The organism is Arsenophonus endosymbiont of Aphis craccivora (assembly GCF_013460135.1).
Classification (GTDB): domain Bacteria; phylum Pseudomonadota; class Gammaproteobacteria; order Enterobacterales; family Enterobacteriaceae; genus Arsenophonus; species Arsenophonus nilaparvatae.
Window position 1 is genome coordinate 805,553 of record NZ_CP038155.1, and the last position, 20,249, is coordinate 825,801.

The window sequence follows — 20,249 nt, forward strand, 5'->3', positions numbered from 1 at the left end:
GTTAAAAATGTCAAATCAATCGATAAAGGTAAAAAAAGCCTCCATAAGTTAGAGGCGGAATCCAAACAATAGAGAATAGGGAGTCATCAATTTTCATGCTTTAATGAAAAAAATAAGCCATGTTGGCGAATTTGTGCTGCTTCTTCCACTTTATGTTGTTTATCTAAAGCATCAGCAAGCCAAGCAAAGTCGTGAGCATCATGACGTTGTGCTAAAGCAGACTTAAAATATTTTTCCGCTTCTTGCCATTCGCCATGCTGTAATGCAAGTTGACCTAATGTACTATTTAGTAAGGGAGTGGCACCACCTGACTGTTTTATTAGATTGGTCAGGATTTTATTCATTGCTTTGCTATCGCTAATTTGTAAACGAGGAACCAGCAATAAAAGATGCTCATCATATTGTTGTTTTAAGCCTGTAATAATAATTTTTTCTGCTGCTTCGCTATCGTCGCATTCAATAAGGCGAGCAGCAACGATCGATTGTAGTACCGGATCATGACGTATTTTACGTCCTTGAGACTGCCACCAATCTTTTAAATTTTCGCTGCCACCTTCAGCCATATATTGATTAATCAAACCTTTATAGGCGTCTTTACTTAATTTATCGATCTCTTCTGCACTATATAACTTTTCTTTTTGCATAATAGGCACAAGTTCAATAAGCGCTTGATAAGCTCCTGAACGTTGATAGGCTTGTTCTGCCATTCTTAAGACTTCAGGGTGTCGTGGTGCCTGATCCAGTAATTTATCAACACCGTGGCGTGCTGCATGAATTTTACCTTCAGCAAGTTGTATACGCAAGCGTGTAATATCAACAGGAAGTTGATGGTTACCCGCGACTTCTGCTGCGCGCTCAAGATATTGATTGGTACGATACTCATCACCACGTTGTTGAGCGGCTTCTGCTGCCAGCAGATAGTTAACAACCGGTTGTTCTGCATAGTCAGCATGACCTGTCAGTAGTTTTTCGACTTGTGAAAAATCACCTTCCGCTAATTTTAGTAATGCTTTTTGTGTTTGACTGTGCGCTTTATGATATTTACGGCCTTTTAGCCAATTATGGGTAAATGATGAGGTACCGCGAATACGACGATAGCACCAGCCAAGCAAACAGAAAATAAATTGTAAAATAATAAAACAGATGACTAAACCGGTTACACTGGTTTCAATATCGTAGTTGTTGGTTTGGATCAGTACATAACCTTGGTGCCCGGCGACAATGGGACCAATAATGATGCCAGCAATCAGTACAATAAACAGGATCAGTACTTTTATCATGCCGTTCCCTCCTGGGCGGTTTTATTGCTAGGTTTTACCGCTTCTTCTGTTGTAGCAGGGGGAACTATTTTTATGTCATGATTTGTTCTCTTTTCGTTGGTTGGTTGCGTTTTTTGCGGTTTCGGTGTTGGAGAAGAAGGGATTTGCCCTTGAATACGTTTTTGCAACGCTTTATCGAGTAGTAGTAAACTTTTTAACTCGCTGGGAATATCCATTGTAATCGGTTGATCAATCAGTTTATCGACTTCGGTAAGGAAGGCTTTTGTTGCCGCGTCGTTGGTATTAAAGTAAATTCGAATCCAGGTTGAAACTGGCTCTAAAGATTGTTTATAAATTTGCGCTTGATGACGAGGTACGGCTTGGGCGGCAATAAGTAGTTGTGCTCGAATATTGGCGCGTAGGTAAATGTCCTGATTTGGTGCAATTAAAGGAGTTTCATGAGAATCCCTACGACGAATAGTAATAAAATTTTTACTAAAACTTTTCCAACTTTGACTAAGATTTTGTTTCCAATCAGCAATATTATTGGAAAGTTCCGTGCTATCCTCATCCATGGGGTTACCATCTGGAGCACTATCATTTATGCGTAAATTATCGATATCACTGCTCAGTTGATTAAGCTTTAAAATAATTCCGTCATAATCAATTTGGGTAATGGCTGATAGCCCACTGATATCATTATTAAGCGTTTTTCGGATCTCAATTAAATTAGGATCATTCATTTCTGCTAGACTTGCATCAGCACTTTTTAATAAGGCAATCGCAGTAACGGGATCATAGTCATTCCAAAGTTTTCGGCCAGCCATTTTGGCTAAGAAATCAGCTTGGGCAAGTAACCAGCGTTTCACATCTGTACTTGAAAGTGTTGTGATTTGTGCTTGTAATTCTTCGACGCGTTGTTCAAGTTGTTGCTCATATTCTTTTTTATCTAACTGGCTAATACGCTGGGATTCAACCAATTGGTTAATTTGCTGTTTTTCTGTTTCTTGTTGACGTAGTAATTCATTTATTTGTTGTTGTAATTCACTGCTTTCATTGACTATTTGTTGATGTTTTAGATGAAGATAATAATAGAAGCCACCACCGAGTATGATAATAAGAACGATAGTAATTATACTACCAAACAGACCAGAACGCTTTTGCCTATGGGGGTTACCATTTTTGGCGGTAGATTGCGTTGCTGTTTTTGAGGCATTTGATGGGTTTTCATTCACCTCATTCGGTTTATTCTGTTCCGTCATAATTAATATCTCAATATCGGTTTACATTAATGCCTGAATTAAAGCATCATTATTAGCACTTTTGGCTACTTTGACTGATTGCCATCCTAATTGGTAAGCAGTACTGGCCAAACGTTCACTGACAATAATCAAGTGGCGAGAAAGCAACCAAGGTTTAACATCATCTGTAATTAAGTTAAATAATAAATGTAACATTTCGCCACTGGTAACAATAATTGTTTTAATATTTGCCTGCCGCCATTGAAACTGGAAAGTTTGTCGATCATATTTTATTGGTTGACGTTGATAACACTCACAATAATCAATATGACTTCCGCGCGATTTTAACGTTGCGGCGAGTAGTTCACGTCCACCGTTACCCCGCAATAACAAAGATTTTTTGCCTAATATTGATTGTAAATCAGGTAATCCAATTAATGTCTCACTAGTTTCACCAGCTTGAGATAGTTGAATAGGCAAATTAGTTAATCGGTGAAAAGTCGATGCTGTTGAGTGCCCTATACCATAATAGGATAGCGTATCAGGCCATTTTCGTCCTGCTAAATAAAGTGCTGAATTAGCATGCCATACCGCATTTGGCGATAAGAAAAAAACCTGATCACCATTAGTTAGCCTGGCTAATTTAGTCGGCAGAAGGGCTAGTTCATTACCTGGCATAATTTCAATCAGAGGAGCATGAAATGCCATTTTTCCTAATGACCTAATACGTTGAACAAGTTTTTCACCGCTGGGGTTTGGTCTGGTGACCAATATACTCATCGAGAAAATGCTCATGGCGAAATTTTGTTAAGAATTCGTTTGGCACCTTTATTGAGTAACTCCTCCGCAAGTTCAATACTCGCTTGTTGAGCGTCTTCAGGGGTAAAATATCTTTCTGCACGAATAATTTGACTACCATCGGGTGCACCAACTAGCGCTCTAAGCCAAATTTGTTTATTTTGCCAAATAGCATAACTACCTATTGGGACTTGGCAGCCACCTTCCAATCGATTGTTGACGGCTCGTTCTGCTTGAATACAGATAGCAGTATCATGATGATGTAATGACGCTAGAAAATGTTGTGTGTGATAGTCATCTAGACGGCATTCAATACCAATTGCGCCTTGCCCAACTGCTGGTAATGACTGCTCTGGTGGCAGTGGCATACGTATGCGTGTTTCTAAACTTAGACGTTTTAAGCCAGCTGCAGCAAGAATAATACCATCGTATTCACCATTATCTAATTTACTCAACCGTGTTCCGACATTACCACGCAGATCTCGAATAACCAAGTGGGGATAAGTATGACGTAGTTGGCATTGGCGGCGTAGGCTTGATGTTCCTATAATACTCCCAGCTGGAAGCGCATCAAGGGAATCGTACTGATTGGATACAAAAGCATCACGAGGATCTCCTCTCTGGCAAATAGCCATTAATCCTAAGTTATTAGGAAAAGTTGCGTGAATATCTTTTATAGAATGAACAGCAATATCAGCTCGGTTTTTTAGTAGTGCATTTTCTAATTCTTTGACAAAAAGTCCTTTGCCACCAATTTTAGCCAAGGGAGTATCAAGTAGGATATCACCTTGAGTACTCATGGGAATAAGTTCAATCGTTAGTGTTGGATGATGCTTTTCTAATTGTGTTTTTATGAAAATCGCTTGCCACATTGCTAATGGACTTTTCCTTGTTGCGATACGCAGTGTTTGTGTTGACATATTTTTATTTTTCTTAGGTAATTAGATTATGAGTGAATTATAAAGGAAAGGTAGACAGTTTTAACATTTTGGTAAGTGTTTTTCCAGTTGTAGTTGAACACTTAATAAATATAGCTAATGCATAGTTCAATTTGTAAACAGGAAAAAGTGGTTTACAACAGTTGCAACGTGATTTTTTGTTATTGGATTAAAGCAAATAAATACATATTCAATTAATTTTTTTATATTTATCTGAATATTTATTAATGGAGGTAATTATAAAAGTTTGATAAGAAAATTTAACCAATTGTTTCCTTTTTTTATACAGATCATCTATTTGAAATTCTTAGAAACGAAAAAGATTTTTTAGGTAAAAGAATGGAAAGCATATAGTGTGAAAAATAAACAGTTAATGTAGGTGTAATGTACTTTACCCTTTTGGTACAAAATGTTAAATTGATCACGTTTCTAGCAACCTATTCAAAAAGCTTATCGCTGTTATCGTTCCCCAATACCCAAGGAACCAATGGCTGAGTTAAGGTTATTTATTTTTTAAAGTTAATTCAGGCAAAACTTTTGTATCTTTATATTGAGACACTAAAGCAAAGATTGGATGCAATCAATCAATTACGACTGGAACGAGCATCATCTTCTATGAATGAAGCGTTCAAGCATGTATATGGATTGCTGCCAGTTTTATTAAATTATCATCATCCCATGTTACCTGGTTATATAGAAGGTAATGTACCTGCTGGTGTCTGTTTTTTTGCGCCTGATGCTCAGCAAATTAATTGGTTAAAGCATTTTGAGGCATATCTTTTTTGTGAACTATCTTCACAACAAACCAATGGTGAATTGCCTATTACAGGTATTTATTCCATGGGAAGTACATCATCAATCGGGCAAAGTGATGTTTCTGATTTAGATATTTGGGTATGTCATCAATCATGGTTAGATCAAGAAGAAAGACAACTGCTACAAAAAAAATGTACGTTAATTGAGCAATGGGCGTCCTCGCTTGGTATAGATGTTACTTTCTTTTTAATTGATGAAAATCGTTTTCGCCACCATACGAGTGGTAGTTTGAGCGATGAAGATTGCGGAACAACACAACATATATTGCTATTGGATGAATTTTATCGTACAGCGGTTCGTATGGCTGGGAAACGTTTGCTATGGATGATGGTACCCGCAGAAGAAGAAGCCAATTATGATGAATATGTTTTATTTTTGTACGCGCGGGGAGTATTAACGCCAAATGAGTGGTTGGATTTAGGCGGCTTAGGTGAATTATCGGCTGAAGAGTATTTTGGTGCTAGCTTGTGGCAATTGTATAAAAGTGTTGATTCTCCTTATAAAGCGGTGCTGAAAAGTATTTTACTGGAAGCTTATTCCTGGAATTATCCGCATGGTATGTTGCTGGCAATGGAATTTAAGAAACGTTTGCATGCCGGGGAAATTGTTTCCTATGGTCTGGATGCCTATTGTTTAATGTTAGAACGCGTTACCCGTTATTTAATGAAAATCGGTGATTTTAAACGCCTTGATTTGATTCGTCGCTGTTTTTACCTCAAAGTTTGTGAAAAATTGTCTGATGAAAATAGTACCTCGGTGAGTGGTATTTGGCGCAGGCAGGTGTTATCACAGCTTGTTACTTCATGGGAGTGGAATACAGAGCGATTAAACTTCCTCGACAAACGAAATTATTGGAAAATAGCGCAGGTTCGAGATGCACATAATGAATTACTTGACACCATGATGCAAAGTTATCGTAATCTTATTCGCTTTGCTCGTCGTAATAATTTACGGATTAGTGCAAGCCCACAAGATATTGGTGTGTTGACGAGGAAATTGTATGCCGCCTTTGAAGTATTACCTGGCAAAGTCACTTTAGTTAATCCGCAAATTTCACCAGATCTATCTGAAAGTCATCTCACTTTTATTTATGTTCCTGCTGGGCGCGCCAATCGCAGTGGTTGGTACTTATATAATAAGGCGCCAACTATTGATTCTATCATTGGACACCAACCTTTAGAATATAACCGTTATCTTAGTAAATTAGTGGCATGGACTTACTTCAATGGTTTATTGACAGAACAATCCCATATTTATATTCATAATGGTGGTTCACAATGTGATGAGAATAAATTACATCAATTTATTAATGATATAACCACAAATTTTCCTATTCGATTACTAGCACCCACACCAAAAGCTTTATATAGTCCCTGTGAAATTCGCCATTTAGCCATTATTGTTAATTTAGAGACAGATCCGACAGCGGTGTTTTCTGATCAAATTATTCATTTTGATTTACGTAAATTAGACATATTCAGTTTTGGTGATCCACCGCAATGCTTAGTGAGTAGTATTGATCTACTGTATCGTAACTCTTGGAATGAGGTAAGAACACTGCATTTCTCCGGTGAGCAATCTATGTTGGAAGCATTAAAAACGATCCTGGGCAAAATGCATCAAGATGCTGAACTGCCAGATGTGGTTGAAGTTTTCTGCTATAGCCAACATATGAGAGGGTTGATCTGTACACGTGTTCAACAGCTGGTTTCAGAATGTATTGAATTACGTCTATCAAGCAGTTGTAATGACTCAGGACGTTTTAAGGCACTACGTATTGCAGGTAAGACTTGGGGATTATTTTTTGAGCGTTTGAATGTTTCAGTGCAGAAATTGGAAAATGCAGTCGAATTTTATGGTGCAATCTCTAATAATAAATTACATGGTTTGCCGATAAAATTGGATATCAAAGAAACTTATCATTTACCTTTAGTTGTTGATGGTTATGCCAGTGAAGGGATTGTACAATTCTTCTTTGAGGATACAGAAGAGAATCATGGTTTTAATATCTATATTTTAGATGAAAAAAACCGGGTGGAAATTTATTCACACTGTGAAGGAAACAAAGAAGAACTTGTTAGGGATGTTAGCCGTTTTTACTCATCCTCACATTATCGTTCTACCTACCGTGCAAGTTTAGTCAATTTCAATTTACCGCAATTTTATCAGATAATAAAAGTAGAAGATAAAAATCAAGTCATTCCTTATTTGTCTGGCTCATTTTCAAACTCACCGTTCAATGAGAATGTCTGTCGAGAAGAATCAGGTATTAGTTTTTCTATACATTAATAATAAAGAATGATATTTGTTTTTTCGCAGTTAGAGATCCAATGAAAATGGTTCACCACTTTGTTCACTAATAGCATAGGCTAATATTTGGATAAAATTTTTATTACTGCAAGTACAATACCAATTGTCTGTTTTATAGTTAAAGTGGTAACCACCTGACCGTGTAGCTAGCCATATTTGATGGAGTGGTTCTTGGCGGTTGATAATAATTTTACTATCATTTTCGAAGGTTAGTGTCATAATACCGCCATGGGTTTCGCAATCGATATCATTATTACCATCATACTGATCAAGTTGTTCTTCTATTTTATTCATCACTTTATCAACCAGTTGATGAAATTCTGTGTCTGTCATCGTCAATTTCCTATTTGCTTTTCTACGCCTAACTGCGATTATAGATTATAAAGGATAATGATTTAAACATGCAGGCGTTAACATAATGAAAAAATTACTTTGGCTATTTATGACATCGATATTTTTAACCTTACTTTCTGCTTGTGGTTTGAAAGGGCCACTCTATTTTCCAGCAAAAGCAACAGCGGAGCAAAAGACTGAAAGTACGATATCGTCTAAAGAGACAGAACATCAATCGATACAGACCGAAACATTGCAAAAATCGAGTAATGATAAAATAGCCAATTGATTAAGATGGAGTAGAAAATGCAATTCTCCAAAATGCATGGTTTGGGTAACGATTTTATGGTGGTAGATGCCGTTACTCAGAATGTTTATTTTTCTCCTGAACTTATTTGTCGTTTATCAGATCGACATAAGGGAATTGGATTTGATCAGCTTTTAGTTGTTGAAGCACCTTATGATCCCGATCTTGATTTTCATTATCGTATTTTTAATGCCGATGGTAGTGAAGTGGCTCAATGTGGTAATGGTGCCCGTTGTTTTGCTCGTTTTGTTCGCCTTAAAAAACTGACCAATAAACGCGATATCAAGGTAAGTACTCAATCTGGCAGGTTGACATTATCAGTAGCAGAAAATGAAGATGTTTGTGTCAATATGGGAGTTCCTGAGTTTGAGCCAAATAAAGTACCATTTAAAGCGCAAAAAGCTGAGAAAACTTATATAATTAGAACTCAGCAACAAACAATATTATGTGGCGTGGTTTCTATCGGCAACCCTCATTGTGTATTACAGGTTGAAAATATTGACACGGCTGAAGTTGCTTTATTAGGGTCGATGCTTGAAAAGCATGAACGTTTTCCTGAGCGAGCTAATATAGGATTTATGCAGGTTATTGATCATGAACACATTCGATTACGTGTACATGAACGTGGTGTAGGAGAAACACAGGCTTGTGGAAGTGGTGCCTGTGCTGCTGTTGCTATAGGTATTCAGCAGGGTTTATTAAAAAAAAATGTCCTTGTTGATTTACCTGGTGGCATGCTAAAAATTCGTTGGAATGGACTTGGTAATCCACTGTTGATGACAGGCCCTGCGACACATGTTTATGATGGTGTTATTCATTTCTAAGTTTTGTTTGGTTAAGAGGTCTTTTATTATGGATAAAAAAGAAGCAGCAGTTGATCCTCAACCTCTGTTAGATGATCAGACAGTCGTAAAATATCTAAACAGCAATCCTCATTTTTTTATTCGCAATGCTGCTGCTGTTGAACAGATACGGGTTCCTCATCCGGTTTCATTAGTTGAATGGTCGATGAAACGTCAACGAGTTTATATCCAAAATCTGGAACAGGATATGCAACTATTGGTTGAGCAGGCGCGCAATAATGAAATACTATTTAATCGACTGTTAAAATTGGTTATTCAGCTATCAACGGCAGATGATTTTGCCGATTTTCAGCGACATTTATATGCCTGGTCAAGAAGTTTTGGTTTGAGCGGTGCTTATATTCGCTTGTTTAGTGATTGTTGGCAGCTAGGCATACCAATGGATGCGCAAAAAGTTATGATTTCTCGTCAGGCATTTGAGCCTGTTCGTATTCATCGATTTGGTGAAAAAAATCATTATCTTGGTACGTTAAATAATCCAGAAATATTATTATTAATGCCAGATGCAAATCATGTCGGTTCGGTGGCTATTTCTTTATTAGGTCTTTATGGTAATTTAGGGATGGTGATTTTTAGTAGCCGCGATACTCAGCATTATCAAAAAGGGATGGGAACGACAATGCTTGACCACTTAGCCAAATTATTGCCCGATTTGCTGTTACGCTGGGTAACTCGTGCATGAATTCAACACGGCAAAGCTTGCAGCAGCGAATTGACGACTTTTTGCGTTACTTACGTGTAGAACGGCAGCTAAGCCCCGTGACGGTTATTCATTATCAACGCCAATTAGTCATGTTAATGGACATGGCTATAAATATGAACATCAATGATTGGACGCAATTAGAAACATCACATGTTCGTATGATGGTTGCAAAATGTCGCCGACAAGGATCACAGGCAGCGACTCTCGCTTTACGTCTTTCGTCATTAAGAAGTTTTTTAAATTGGTTAGTTGAGCAGGGCATATTAACCGCTAATCCAGCTAAAACCGTTAGAACGCCGAAAAATAAACTCCATTTACCAAAAAATATCGATGTAGATGAAGTCAATCAGTTGTTAAATATTGATTTAGCAGATCCGCTATCCGTACGTGATAGAACTATGTTGGAAGTGATGTATGGCGCAGGATTGCGTTTATCGGAACTGGTTAATTTGAATTGCCAACATCTGGATTTACCTAATGGTGAAGTTTGGGTTATGGGAAAAGGTAGTAAAGAACGGAAGATACCATTAGGACGTATTGCTGTAGAATGGTTAATCCGTTGGCTTGAGATGCGCCAGCAATATGTTAAGCAAGACAAAGCTGTTTTTATCTCAATCCAAAGAGGACAACGTATTTCCGCTCGGAATGTACAAAAGCGTTTTGCATTATGGGGAATTCGTCAGAAGGTTAGAAGTCATATTCATCCTCATAAACTTCGTCACTCTTTTGCCACTCATATCCTGGAATCAAGTGGCGATTTAAGGGCAGTTCAAGAGTTACTAGGACATGCTAATCTTTCTACCACTCAAGTTTATACTCAACTAGATTTTCAGCAGTTAGCCAAGGTTTATGATGTGGCTCATCCAAGGGCAAAAAGGGAGAAACCTTGAATGCATGTTTATCGGCAATTAACTTCTATTGCAGCGATTACCTTTGATTTGGATGATACACTGTATGATAATCGCCCTGTTATTGCTAAAACTGAACAGGAATTATTAAATTTTATTCGTTGCTATGACGATCGCTTTAATAAACTTCAATTTGCCGATTTGAAAAACTATCAAACGTTAATTGTTAATCAATATCCTAAAATTTATCATGATGTTACACAGTGGCGTTGGTTAGCAGTCAAGGCGTTACTTTGTCAGTATGGTTACGATCTAGAAGGATCTGCTGGTGGTGCTGACGATATAATGGCACACTTTTCTTATTGGCGTAGTCAAATCCTAGTCCCAGACGTGACCCATAAAATCTTGTCTACCTTAGCCGAAAAATTCCCACTAGCGGTTATTACTAATGGCAATGCAGATCCGTATGCTTGTGGATTAGGCGATTATTTTCAATTTTTTTTAAAAGCGGGACCAGATGGACGCGCTAAACCGTTTAGTGATATGTATTATCTTGCTGCGCAGAAATTTAATATTGTAGTGGATAAAGTTTTACATGTCGGTGATGATTTAACAACCGATATTCAAGGTGCTTTACACAGTGGCATGCAAGCTTGTTGGATCAATACTAATAGTAGCAACTTACTAGCCACCAATGAGAATGACATATTACCTCATATTGAGATCACCGGTTTAGCTTCACTCATTGCGCTGATATAATCTTCTCATCTGGTTAAAAACACAGTAGTGATTTATTGACTGCTCTCTTAATTTAATGGTAACCATGAACGCCTCATATTTACTTGAAAACTTAAATAATAAGCAACGAGAAGCTGTTGCTGATCCTCGAACGAATATGTTAATACTTGCTGGCGCAGGTAGTGGTAAAACACGGGTACTGGTTCATCGAATTGCCTGGTTACTGACGTTTGATAAGGTTTCGCCTTTCTCGATTATGGCGGTGACATTTACCAATAAAGCAGCGGCTGAAATGCGTCATCGTATTAATGCGTTATTAGGTAGCGATCAAGGCGGTATGTGGGTAGGAACTTTTCATGGCCTGGCGCATCGTATATTGCGGGCTCACTATTTGGATGCCAATTTACCGCAAGATTTCCAAATCTTAGATAGTGATGATCAATATCGTTTATTGCGTAGAATTATCAAGGCCATCAATCTGGATGAGAGTAAGTGGCCACCACGTCAGGCTATGTGGTACATCAATGCAAAAAAAGATGAAGGCTTGCGGCCACAGCATATTGAAAGTTATGGCAATCCAACAGAGGCGACGTGGCTGCGAGTTTATCAGGCTTATCAGGAAGCGTGTGATCGGGCTGGATTAGTTGATTTTGCTGAACTTTTATTGCGTGCCCATGAAATGTGGCTGAAGAAACCGCATATACTACAACATTATCGTGAAAGTTTTACCAATATTCTGGTTGATGAATTTCAAGATACCAACAGTATCCAGTATGCCTGGATACGTATTTTGGCCGGTGATACTGGCAAGGTGATGATTGTTGGTGATGACGATCAGTCAATTTATGGTTGGCGTGGCGCACAGGTAGAAAATATTCAACGTTTCTTGCAAGATTTTCCGGCGGCGGAAACTATTCGGCTAGAACAGAATTATCGTTCGACTAACAATATTTTGCAGTCGGCTAATGCACTGATTGCCAATAATAATAACCGGTTAGGAAAAAATCTCTGGACAGAAGGGGCTGATGGTGAACCTATTTCGCTTTATTGTGGCTTCAACGAGTTAGATGAAGCGCGTTATGTTGTTAGTCGCATTAAACAATTGCATGAGAAAGGTGGCTCTTTAAAGCAGTGCGCAATTCTTTATCGCAGCAATGCACAATCACGAGTGCTTGAAGAAGCCTTATTACAGTCTTCAATGCCTTATCGTATTTATGGTGGCCAACGCTTTTTTGAGCGACAGGAAATTAAAGATGCGCTCTCTTATTTACGTTTGGTTGCTAACCGTAATGATGATGCATCATTTGAGCGAGTTGTTAATACACCAACTCGAGGTATCGGCGAACGAACTTTAGACACTGTTCGTCAGGCCGCGCGTGAAAAACAACTCACGCTTTGGGAAAGTTGTGAATATTTATTAGCTGAAAAAGTACTTGGAGGTCGGGCGGCCGGGGCGATTGAACGGTTTCTTGAGCTAATTGATGCATTAGCTAAAGAAACGACGGATATGCCGTTACATGTTCAAACTGATCGCGTGATCCGCGACTCAGGTCTGCGGTCGATGTACCAGCAAGAAAAAGGCGAAAAAGCGCAAGCGCGGATTGAAAACCTTGAGGAGTTAGTCACTGCTACTCGTCAATTTAGTTATCAAGAAGAAGATCAAGATTTAATGCCACTGCAAGCATTTTTGTCTCATGCTGCGTTGGAATCCGGTGAAGGGCAGGCGGAGTTACATCAAGATGCCGTTCAGTTAATGACTCTACATTCGGCAAAAGGTTTAGAATTTCCATTGGTTTTTATTGTTGGTATGGAAGAAGGTATGTTTCCAAGCCAAAGGAGTGCGGAAGATAGCGGAGGGCTGGCAGAAGAAAGGCGATTGGCTTATGTTGGATTGACACGAGCGATGGAGAAATTGACGCTGACTTATGCGGAAAGCCGTCGATTATATGGTAAAGAAGTCTACCATCGTCCTTCGCGTTTTATTTCCGAATTACCGACTGAATGTATTGAAGAAGTCCGTTTGCGTGCAACGGTTTCTCGCCCTATTAGTCATCAGCGACTTGGTACCCCAATTAATCGAAATGATAGTGGCTATGCATTAGGCCAACGGGTTCGTCATCCTAAGTTTGGTGAAGGAACTATTATTAATTTGGAAGGTGATGGTGAGCGTTGCCGCTTGCAGATAGCTTTTCAGGGCGAAGGGATCAAATGGTTGGTTGCAGCTTATGCTAAATTAGAGTTGCAATAAAGAATGCTTGAAGTATGGGAATTTTTGTTACTAATTAACTGGCTATTATTTTGCTATTTGGGGTTCTGAAGGAGGCGCCATAATATGCTGCTGGCATTTAAATTAGACAACCACCGTTTGTCTCGCCTTGAGCTTGATGAAGGTGAAAAACTAACCGATGCGGTATGGGTTGATTTAATGGAGCCTGATGAAAAAGAACGGCAAACAGTGCAAACTGAATTGAAACAATTATTAGTAACCTCATTTTAATTAACCGATATTGAAGCATCGGCTCGTTTTTTTGAGGATGAGGATGGTTTACATATTCATTCATTTTTTTATTATCAAGATAGTGATGAACATGTTAGTAATTCGACGGTTGCTTTCACTTTTCGTGATGGCCGTTTATATACCTTACGGGAGAGTGATCTGCCGGCTTTTCGTTTGTATCGTATGCGTTCAAGAAGTCAAAAGCTGATCGATGCTAATGCTTATGAATTATTTTTAGATTTATTTGAAACCAAAATTGAACAACTTGCTGATGTAATAGAAAATATTTATAGCGTATTGGAATCGTTAAGCAGGATTATTTTGGAAGGCAAACAAGGTGATGAACTCGATAGCGCACTTTCTAATTTAGCGGAATAAGAAGATATTGGCTGGAAAGTGCGGTTGTGTTTGATGGATAGTCAACGAGCATTAAATTTTTTGATCCGCCGAGCAAGATTGCCGGCAGGTCAATTAGAGCAAGCGAGAGACATTTTACGTGATATTGAATCACTGCTACCTCATAATGAATCACTATTTCAAAAAGTAAATTTTCTTATGCAAGCGGCAATGGGTTTTATTAATATTGAGCAGAGTCGAATTATTAAAATTTTCTCCGTTGTTTCTGTGGTCTTTTTACCGCCGACGCTGGTGGCGTCCAGTTACGGTATGAATTTTGAAGGCTTTGTTGAATAAATCAGAATTAGCCGCCAGGATGGCTCCCTCTGCTACAGCTGTTATCCGATCCTGACGCTGTGTGGCATACCCAACAACGTCATACGGTTCAGCGCTTTGACCATCGCCATTGCTTCACCTACCTGAGCCTCATAGTCACGCAGCCTCAGATGGCCACCCAGCAAAGTTTTTATGCGGAACATCGCTGTTTCTGCCACTGAACGCCGGTGATAACCCACTTTCTTTTTCCACATATCATTACTCCTGCTCAGACGCTGATTCGCCACCGCATGGTTACGTTCATGGTACTTGTCCGGCCAGTATTTCGCTCCGCTTCGCGGCGGGATAAGGGGCCTGATTTTCTTTCTTAGCAACGCGTCGTGGCAGTAACAGGCGTCATAAGCACCGTCTGCTGACACTTCCCTGATTTTCCGGTGGGTTTGGTTAATCAGGCCCGGCAGTGCCTGCGCATCTGTCGTTCCGCTGAGCGATAAGTCGGCACAGATAATCTCATGATTCACACTGTCTGCTGCCAGATGAAGCTTGCGCCACACTCTTCGTCTGTCAGCCCCATGCTGCCTGACTTTCCATTCACCTTCGCCAAAGACCTTCAGACCGGTACTGTCGATGACCAGATGCGAGATTTCACCACGCGTTGGCGTTTTTATGCTGATGTTGACGCTCTTTGCTCGTCTGCTGACCAGCGAGTAGTCCGGACAGCACAGCGGCAAAGACATGAGTTTAAAAATCGAATCAACGAAGCCCTGTAATGCCCGTAGCGACAGGTTAAACACACGCTTCATCATCAGGACAGTGGTAACAGCCATATCGCTGTAGTAAAGCGGCCGGCCACGACCTTCAGGCGAAGAACTGTCAGTCCATCCAGCGATGGCCGACTCATCAAGCCATACCGTCAGGGAACCGCGTTGTCTGAGTGCCTTGTTGTACGCGGGCCAGTTGGTAATTTTAAACTTTTGCTTTGCCATGGGGACCTGATGTTGAAACGAATTTAGCGATCAGCTCCGCCAATCACCTAAAAGTTCGATTTATTCAACAAAGCCAATTTTGAATTTATGCCTGAATTAGGCTGGCGTTTTGGCTATCCGGCAGCAATTATATTGATGATTATTGCCGGGCTGGCACCTTATCTTTATTTTAAACGTAAGAATTGGCTTTGAATTTATCAGATAAATAAAGATAACTTGAGTAAAGTAGAAAGGCCAGCTTAATAACATAAGCTTCATATAGCGTTTATTTAAAATAGATTTTTATTATGGTCTTAGCTTGATTATTTATATTTAACCCATGAAACAAGTGGCTATGCCTGTTGCGATATGTTTATTTTCGTTATTATGCAATTCGGCCCGGTCAACAGAAATCTTATTACCAGTGCGAATGATTTTTCCATTTGCAATAAATTTTTTACCACGACCTGGACGCAAGTAATTATATTTAAATTGATGGTCGCAAAGGCTGATAAACGGTATTTGAGCGCTTCTTTTGACAATGAAGTTATTCGACTTAATGCATTACAAAAGCAAATTACACTGCTAGCAACATCTAACACTTCAGCAATTGCACCACCATGTAGGATTTGTTGTTCAAAGTTTCCTATCAATTGTGAGTTGTTGTTAAAAATTAACTTGATCTGGGTGTTATCAAAGAATAACAACTCAAGACCTAATAATTGGTTGAATTGCATTTGAAGATATTTTCCAATTATAGTTTCTGTGCATCGTCCAATGTAAGGGCAGGCTTATTCATAAATATTCTCTTAATTATTAGATATTATGTTAATCAACGATTGTTATTATGCAAAGGTTGGCAATTTTTCTATGATTATGCTTTATGAATAGGTAAAAATAAATGGTTATTTGGCATAATAAATAGTGACTTTTTTCTTCTAACCTCTTTATTTTATAGCGGAAATTAATAGGATGCTGTAATTCTTATCAGAGTCAGGTAGCATATATTTATTTACCGCTTTTTATCAAAATTGATTAGTCACGTTTATTAAGGATACCAGTGTCTACTGCGGAAATTATCAATATTACATCCCCGGCTCGGCAAGTGTTACAGCAGATTTTTGGTTATCAGCAATTTCGGCCAGGCCAAGAACAAATTATTAATACTATACTTACAAATCAAGATTGTTTGGTCGTTATGCCAACCGGCGGAGGAAAATCTCTCTGTTATCAAATACCCGCTTTAATTTTACCTGGCTTAACCATAGTAGTGTCTCCACTGATTTCATTAATGAAAGATCAAGTTGATTAGCTTTCTCAGTATGGTATTGAAGCCAGTTATCTTAATTCAAGCCAAACCGGGCTTTGTTGAATAAATCGAACTTTTAGGTGATTGGCGAAGCTGATCGCTAAATTCGTTTCAACATCAGGTCCCCATGGCAAAGCAAAAGTTTAAAATTACCAACTGGCCCGCGTACAACAAGGCACTCAGACAACGCGGTTCCCTGACGGTCTGGCTTGATGAGTCGGCCATCGCTGGATGGACTGACAGTTCTTCGCCTGAAGGTCGTGGCCGGCCGCTTTACTACAGCGATATGGCTGTTACCACTGTCCTGATGATGAAGCGTGTGTTTAACCTGTCGCTCCGGGCATTACAGGGCTTCGTTGATTCGATTTTTAAACTCATGTCTTTGCCGCTGTGCTGTCCGGACTACTCGCTGGTCAGCAGACGAGCAAAGAGCGTCAACATCAGCATAAAAACGCCAACGCGTGGTGAAATCTCGCATCTGGTCATCGACAGTACCGGTCTGAAGGTCTTTGGCGAAGGTGAATGGAAAGTCAGGCAGCATGGGGCTGACAGACGAAGAGTGTGGCGCAAGCTTCATCTGGCAGCAGACAGTGTGAATCATGAGATTATCTGTGCCGACTTATCGCTCAGCGGAACGACAGATGCGCAGGCACTGCCGGGCCTGATTAACCAAAACCACCGGAAAATCAGGGAAGTGTCAGCAGACGGTGCTTATGACGCCTATTACTGCCAAGATGCGTTGCTAAGAAAGAAAATCAGGCCCCTTATCCCGCCGCGAAGCGGAGCGAAATACTGGCCGGACAAGTACCATGAACGTAACCATGCGGTGGCGAATCAGCGTCTGAGCAGGAGTAATGATATGTGGAAAAAGAAAGTGGGTTATCAACGGCGTTCAGTGGCAGAAACAGCGATGTTCCGCATAAAAACTTTGCTGGGTGGCCATCTGAGGCTGCGTGACTATGAGGCTCAGGTAGGTGAAGCAATGGCGATGGTCAAAGCGCTGAACCGTATGACGTTGTTGGGTATGCCACACAGCGTCAGGATCGGATAACAGCTGTAGCAGAGGGAGCCATCCTGGCGGCTAATTCTGATTTATTCAACAAAGCCGCCAAACCGGGCAACAGCAAAAGCAGGTAATTGAGCATTGTCGGCAAGGCAACATAAAATTACTTTATATTGCCCCAGAGCGGTTGGTTATGGATAATTTTCTTGATCAATTGTCGAAATTAAATCCGGTTTTATTGGCTGTCGATGAAGCTTATTGTATTTCACAGTGGGGACATGATTTTCGCCCTGAATATCGAGTATTAGGGCAATTGCGGCGTCGTTTTCCAAAGTTACCAGTTATTGCCTTAACGGCTACTGCCGATCAAACAACGCGTAATGATATTATTGACGGGCTTGAACTGTGTGAACCACTTGTCCATATCAGTAGCTTCGATCGACCTAATATTCGTTATACTTTAGTAGAAAAATACAAGCCTCTTGATCAGCTTTGGTTTTTTATTAAAGGACAAAAGGGTAACAGCGGTATTGTTTATTGCAATAGCCGTAGTAAAGTTGAAGAGACAGCTGAGCGATTGTATAAACGGGGTTTGAGTGCGGCGGCCTATCATGCGGGTCTTGATAATACACAACGCGCAAAAGTACAGGATGCTTTTCAAAAAGATGACTTTCAAGTGGTGGTTGCAACGGTGGCATTTGGTATGGGAATTAATAAATCTAATGTCCGTTTTGTCGTCCATTTTGATATTACCCGTAATATAGAATCTTATTATCAAGAAACCGGTAGAGCTGGACGCGATGGCTTAGCTGCAGAAGCCATTTTATTTTATGATCCCGCTGATTTATCTTGGTTGCGTCGTTGTTTGGCGGAAAAGCCTGCCGGAAAATTACAAGAGATTGAGCGGCATAAAATAAATGCCATGAGTGCTTTTGCCGAGACACAAACCTGTCGCAGTCTAGTATTGTTAAATTATTTTGGTGAAAATCGGCAGCAACCTGGTGGTAACTGCGATATCTGTTTAGATCCACCGAAACGGTATGATGGCCTAATTGATGCTCAGAAAGTACTTTCTTGTATTTATCTGACAGGGCAGCGTTTTGGTATCGGCTATATTGTTGACATTTTGCGCGGCGCAAATCATCAACGTATACGTGAATTTGATCATGATAAGTTGCCAGTTTATGGCTTGGGTAAAGAACAGAGTCATGAGCATTTGGTGAGTGTGTGTCGGCAACTTATTCATATGGGTTTAGTGAACCAAAATATTGCTCATTTTTCAGCATTACAATTGACAGAAGCAGCTAGGCCGATATTGCGATGCGAGGTACCATTACAATTGGCTGTTGCTAGAGTTTTATCGAAAAAAAGCCGTAATCAGCAAAATAAAAACTACCAAGGTCATTATGATAAAAAATTATTTGCTAAATTACGTCAATTAAGAAAAGTGATTGCTAATGAAGAAAATATTCCACCTTTTGTGGTTTTTAACGATGCCACTTTAATAGAGATGGCGGAGCGATGCCCTGTCGGGCCGAATGAACTACTGTTGATTAATGGTGTAGGTCAAAGAAAATTAGCACGATTTGGTGAGGCATTTATGACATTGATTCGCGATCATCTGGCAGATTTTGAATGAGTTTAGGAGTAATTATGACGCCTGACATGCTAAAAGCGAGTTGGCTGACACGTGAATCTCAGTTTTTAGCGTTTGCTAATGGTCCGCTTTTAGATTTTTGGAAGATGCATGATGAAGCAGAATTTATTGGCGTTGATAATATTCCTATTCGTTATGTAAAAATTTGTTCTGCTCAGCATGATAAAGCGATTGTTATTTTGCCAGGGCGTAGTGAAAGCTATGTAAAATATCCTGAAGTCGCTTATGATCTTTATCATCTTGGTTATGATATTTTTATCATAGATCATCGTGGACAAGGCCTTTCGGGAAGAATGTTGGCCGATCCGCAAAAGGGGCACGTCGAAAAATTTACTGATTATATTGATGATTTTGAATCTTTTATTTCTCTTGAGATCAAGTCACGACACTATTCACGTTGTTATGCACTATCCCATTCAATGGGAGGGGCTATTCTTGCGGGTTATTTGCTGAGAGATAGTCTGACATTTAATGCTGCGGTTTTATGTGCTCCAATGATAGGCATTAATTTACCGGTTTCACGTTGGTTGGCACATTTTATCATTCAATGTGCTGAGGCGAGATCCAACACCCGTGATGATTATGCAGTATCAACCGGTAAATGGCAGCCATTACCCTTTATTATTAATGTATTGACCCATAGTTATGAACGTTATCGGCGTTATTTACGTTATTATGCCGATTATCCTGAATTACGTCTTGGTGGTCCAACTTATCATTGGATTGGGGAGAGTCTGCAGTTTGGTGATAGCTTAATTGAAAAAGCGGCAGATATTGCGGTTCCGCTGATGGTATTAGAAGCGAGTGAAGATAAGGTCGTTAGTAATCGGGACATCCAGAGATTTTGTGTCGCTCGGCAAAAAATGCAGATGGGAAGAGAGGAAAAGCTACCTTTAATTATTGAAGGAGCAGACCATGAAATATTATTTGAAAACGATGCATTACGTGCTATGGCACTTAATGCAATTTTTGATTTTTTTGATCAACATTGA

At 39.6% G+C, this 20,249-nt stretch carries 16 protein-coding genes and 4 pseudogenes; 13 read left to right on the forward strand and 7 right to left on the reverse strand.

Translation table 11 applies throughout. The features are described from left to right. Positions 1 to 86 precede the first annotated feature (86 nt). From hemY to hemC, 4 genes are read right to left on the reverse strand one after another with little or no spacing between them, the layout of a single operon-like run. Complete coding sequence (gene hemY / locus E3U36_RS04315) at positions 87 to 1,280, reverse strand: protoheme IX biogenesis protein HemY (RefSeq protein WP_180817209.1); 1,194 nt, start codon at positions 1,278 to 1,280, stop codon at positions 87 to 89. Next, positions 1,277 to 2,521 carry a uroporphyrinogen-III C-methyltransferase gene (gene hemX / locus E3U36_RS04320; RefSeq protein ID WP_180817210.1) on the reverse strand — a complete coding sequence of 415 codons (1,245 nt, stop codon included), beginning with the start codon at positions 2,519 to 2,521 and terminating at the stop codon, positions 1,277 to 1,279. The genes hemY and hemX overlap by 4 nt, the downstream gene beginning before the upstream one ends. Positions 2,522 to 2,542: 21 nt before the next feature. Beyond that, positions 2,543 to 3,280: a uroporphyrinogen-III synthase gene (hemD, locus tag E3U36_RS04325; RefSeq protein WP_180817211.1), complete on the reverse strand. Its 738-nt coding sequence runs from the start codon at positions 3,278 to 3,280 to the stop codon at positions 2,543 to 2,545. A gap of 11 nt (positions 3,281 to 3,291) precedes the next feature. Beyond that, positions 3,292 to 4,218, reverse strand: a complete 927-nt coding sequence (gene hemC, locus E3U36_RS04330) for a hydroxymethylbilane synthase (protein WP_180817212.1) — start codon at positions 4,216 to 4,218, stop codon at positions 3,292 to 3,294. Between the two features lie 555 nt (positions 4,219 to 4,773). Between hemC and E3U36_RS04335 the strand changes: the two genes are divergently transcribed. Next, positions 4,774 to 7,341: a class I adenylate cyclase gene (locus tag E3U36_RS04335; RefSeq protein WP_180817213.1), complete on the forward strand. Its 2,568-nt coding sequence runs from the start codon at positions 4,774 to 4,776 to the stop codon at positions 7,339 to 7,341. 30 nt (positions 7,342 to 7,371) lie between these two features. On the opposite strand, the gene cyaY is transcribed toward E3U36_RS04335, so the two are convergent. Next, positions 7,372 to 7,695 carry an iron donor protein CyaY gene (gene cyaY / locus E3U36_RS04340; protein ID WP_180817214.1) on the reverse strand — a complete coding sequence of 108 codons (324 nt, stop codon included), beginning with the start codon at positions 7,693 to 7,695 and terminating at the stop codon, positions 7,372 to 7,374. Positions 7,696 to 7,780: 85 nt separating this feature from the next. On the opposite strand from cyaY, the gene lptM reads away from it, so the two are divergent. The 7 genes and pseudogenes from lptM to corA form a co-directional block, all read left to right on the forward strand. After that, the gene (lptM, locus tag E3U36_RS04345) at positions 7,781 to 7,984 is read left to right on the forward strand and encodes an LPS translocon maturation chaperone LptM (protein WP_180817215.1); all 204 of its coding nucleotides are present in this window, start codon (positions 7,781 to 7,783) and stop codon (positions 7,982 to 7,984) included. Positions 7,985 to 8,001: 17 nt separating this feature from the next. Further along, on the forward strand, positions 8,002 to 8,826 hold the full coding sequence (gene dapF / locus E3U36_RS04350) for a diaminopimelate epimerase (RefSeq protein WP_180817216.1): 825 nt from the start codon (positions 8,002 to 8,004) through the stop codon (positions 8,824 to 8,826). 28 nt (positions 8,827 to 8,854) lie between these two features. Further along, entirely contained in the window at positions 8,855 to 9,547 is a 693-nt protein-coding gene (locus E3U36_RS04355; protein WP_180817217.1) for a DUF484 domain-containing protein, read from the forward strand. Beyond that, positions 9,544 to 10,458: a tyrosine recombinase XerC gene (xerC, locus tag E3U36_RS04360; protein WP_180817218.1), complete on the forward strand. Its 915-nt coding sequence runs from the start codon at positions 9,544 to 9,546 to the stop codon at positions 10,456 to 10,458. Before E3U36_RS04355 ends, xerC begins: the two co-directional genes overlap by 4 nt. After that, complete coding sequence (gene yigB / locus E3U36_RS04365) at positions 10,459 to 11,175, forward strand: 5-amino-6-(5-phospho-D-ribitylamino)uracil phosphatase YigB (protein WP_180817219.1); 717 nt, start codon at positions 10,459 to 10,461, stop codon at positions 11,173 to 11,175. A gap of 64 nt (positions 11,176 to 11,239) precedes the next feature. Beyond that, on the forward strand, positions 11,240 to 13,402 hold the full coding sequence (uvrD, locus tag E3U36_RS04370) for a DNA helicase II (protein ID WP_500784358.1): 2,163 nt from the start codon (positions 11,240 to 11,242) through the stop codon (positions 13,400 to 13,402). A gap of 84 nt (positions 13,403 to 13,486) precedes the next feature. Further along, positions 13,487 to 14,329 (forward strand): annotated as a pseudogene (corA, locus tag E3U36_RS04375) (magnesium/cobalt transporter CorA); the annotation flags it as partial. A gap of 56 nt (positions 14,330 to 14,385) precedes the next feature. On the opposite strand, the gene E3U36_RS04380 reads toward corA, so the two are convergent. Continuing rightward, on the reverse strand, positions 14,386 to 15,309 hold the full coding sequence (locus E3U36_RS04380) for an IS5 family transposase (protein ID WP_180816122.1): 924 nt from the start codon (positions 15,307 to 15,309) through the stop codon (positions 14,386 to 14,388). A 75-nt stretch (positions 15,310 to 15,384) separates the two neighbouring features. Here E3U36_RS04380 and E3U36_RS04385 point away from each other — a divergent pair. Beyond that, positions 15,385 to 15,501: pseudogene (locus tag E3U36_RS04385) on the forward strand (CorA family divalent cation transporter); the annotation flags it as partial. Between the two features lie 120 nt (positions 15,502 to 15,621). Here the strand turns inward: E3U36_RS04385 and E3U36_RS12515 are convergent. Beyond that, positions 15,622 to 15,765: a hotdog family protein gene (locus tag E3U36_RS12515; RefSeq protein ID WP_238337511.1), complete on the reverse strand. Its 144-nt coding sequence runs from the start codon at positions 15,763 to 15,765 to the stop codon at positions 15,622 to 15,624. A gap of 577 nt (positions 15,766 to 16,342) precedes the next feature. Here E3U36_RS12515 and E3U36_RS04395 point away from each other — a divergent pair. The 4 genes and pseudogenes from E3U36_RS04395 to pldB form a co-directional block, all read left to right on the forward strand. Beyond that, positions 16,343 to 16,597: pseudogene (locus E3U36_RS04395) on the forward strand (DEAD/DEAH box helicase); the annotation flags it as partial. A 127-nt stretch (positions 16,598 to 16,724) separates the two neighbouring features. Beyond that, positions 16,725 to 17,648 carry an IS5 family transposase gene (locus E3U36_RS04400; RefSeq protein ID WP_180817222.1) on the forward strand — a complete coding sequence of 308 codons (924 nt, stop codon included), beginning with the start codon at positions 16,725 to 16,727 and terminating at the stop codon, positions 17,646 to 17,648. 52 nt (positions 17,649 to 17,700) lie between these two features. Then, a pseudogene (gene recQ / locus E3U36_RS04405) lies at positions 17,701 to 19,239 on the forward strand (DNA helicase RecQ); the annotation flags it as partial. Between the two features lie 14 nt (positions 19,240 to 19,253). Continuing rightward, positions 19,254 to 20,249, forward strand: a complete 996-nt coding sequence (gene pldB, locus E3U36_RS04410; RefSeq protein WP_180817531.1) for a lysophospholipase L2 — start codon at positions 19,254 to 19,256, stop codon at positions 20,247 to 20,249.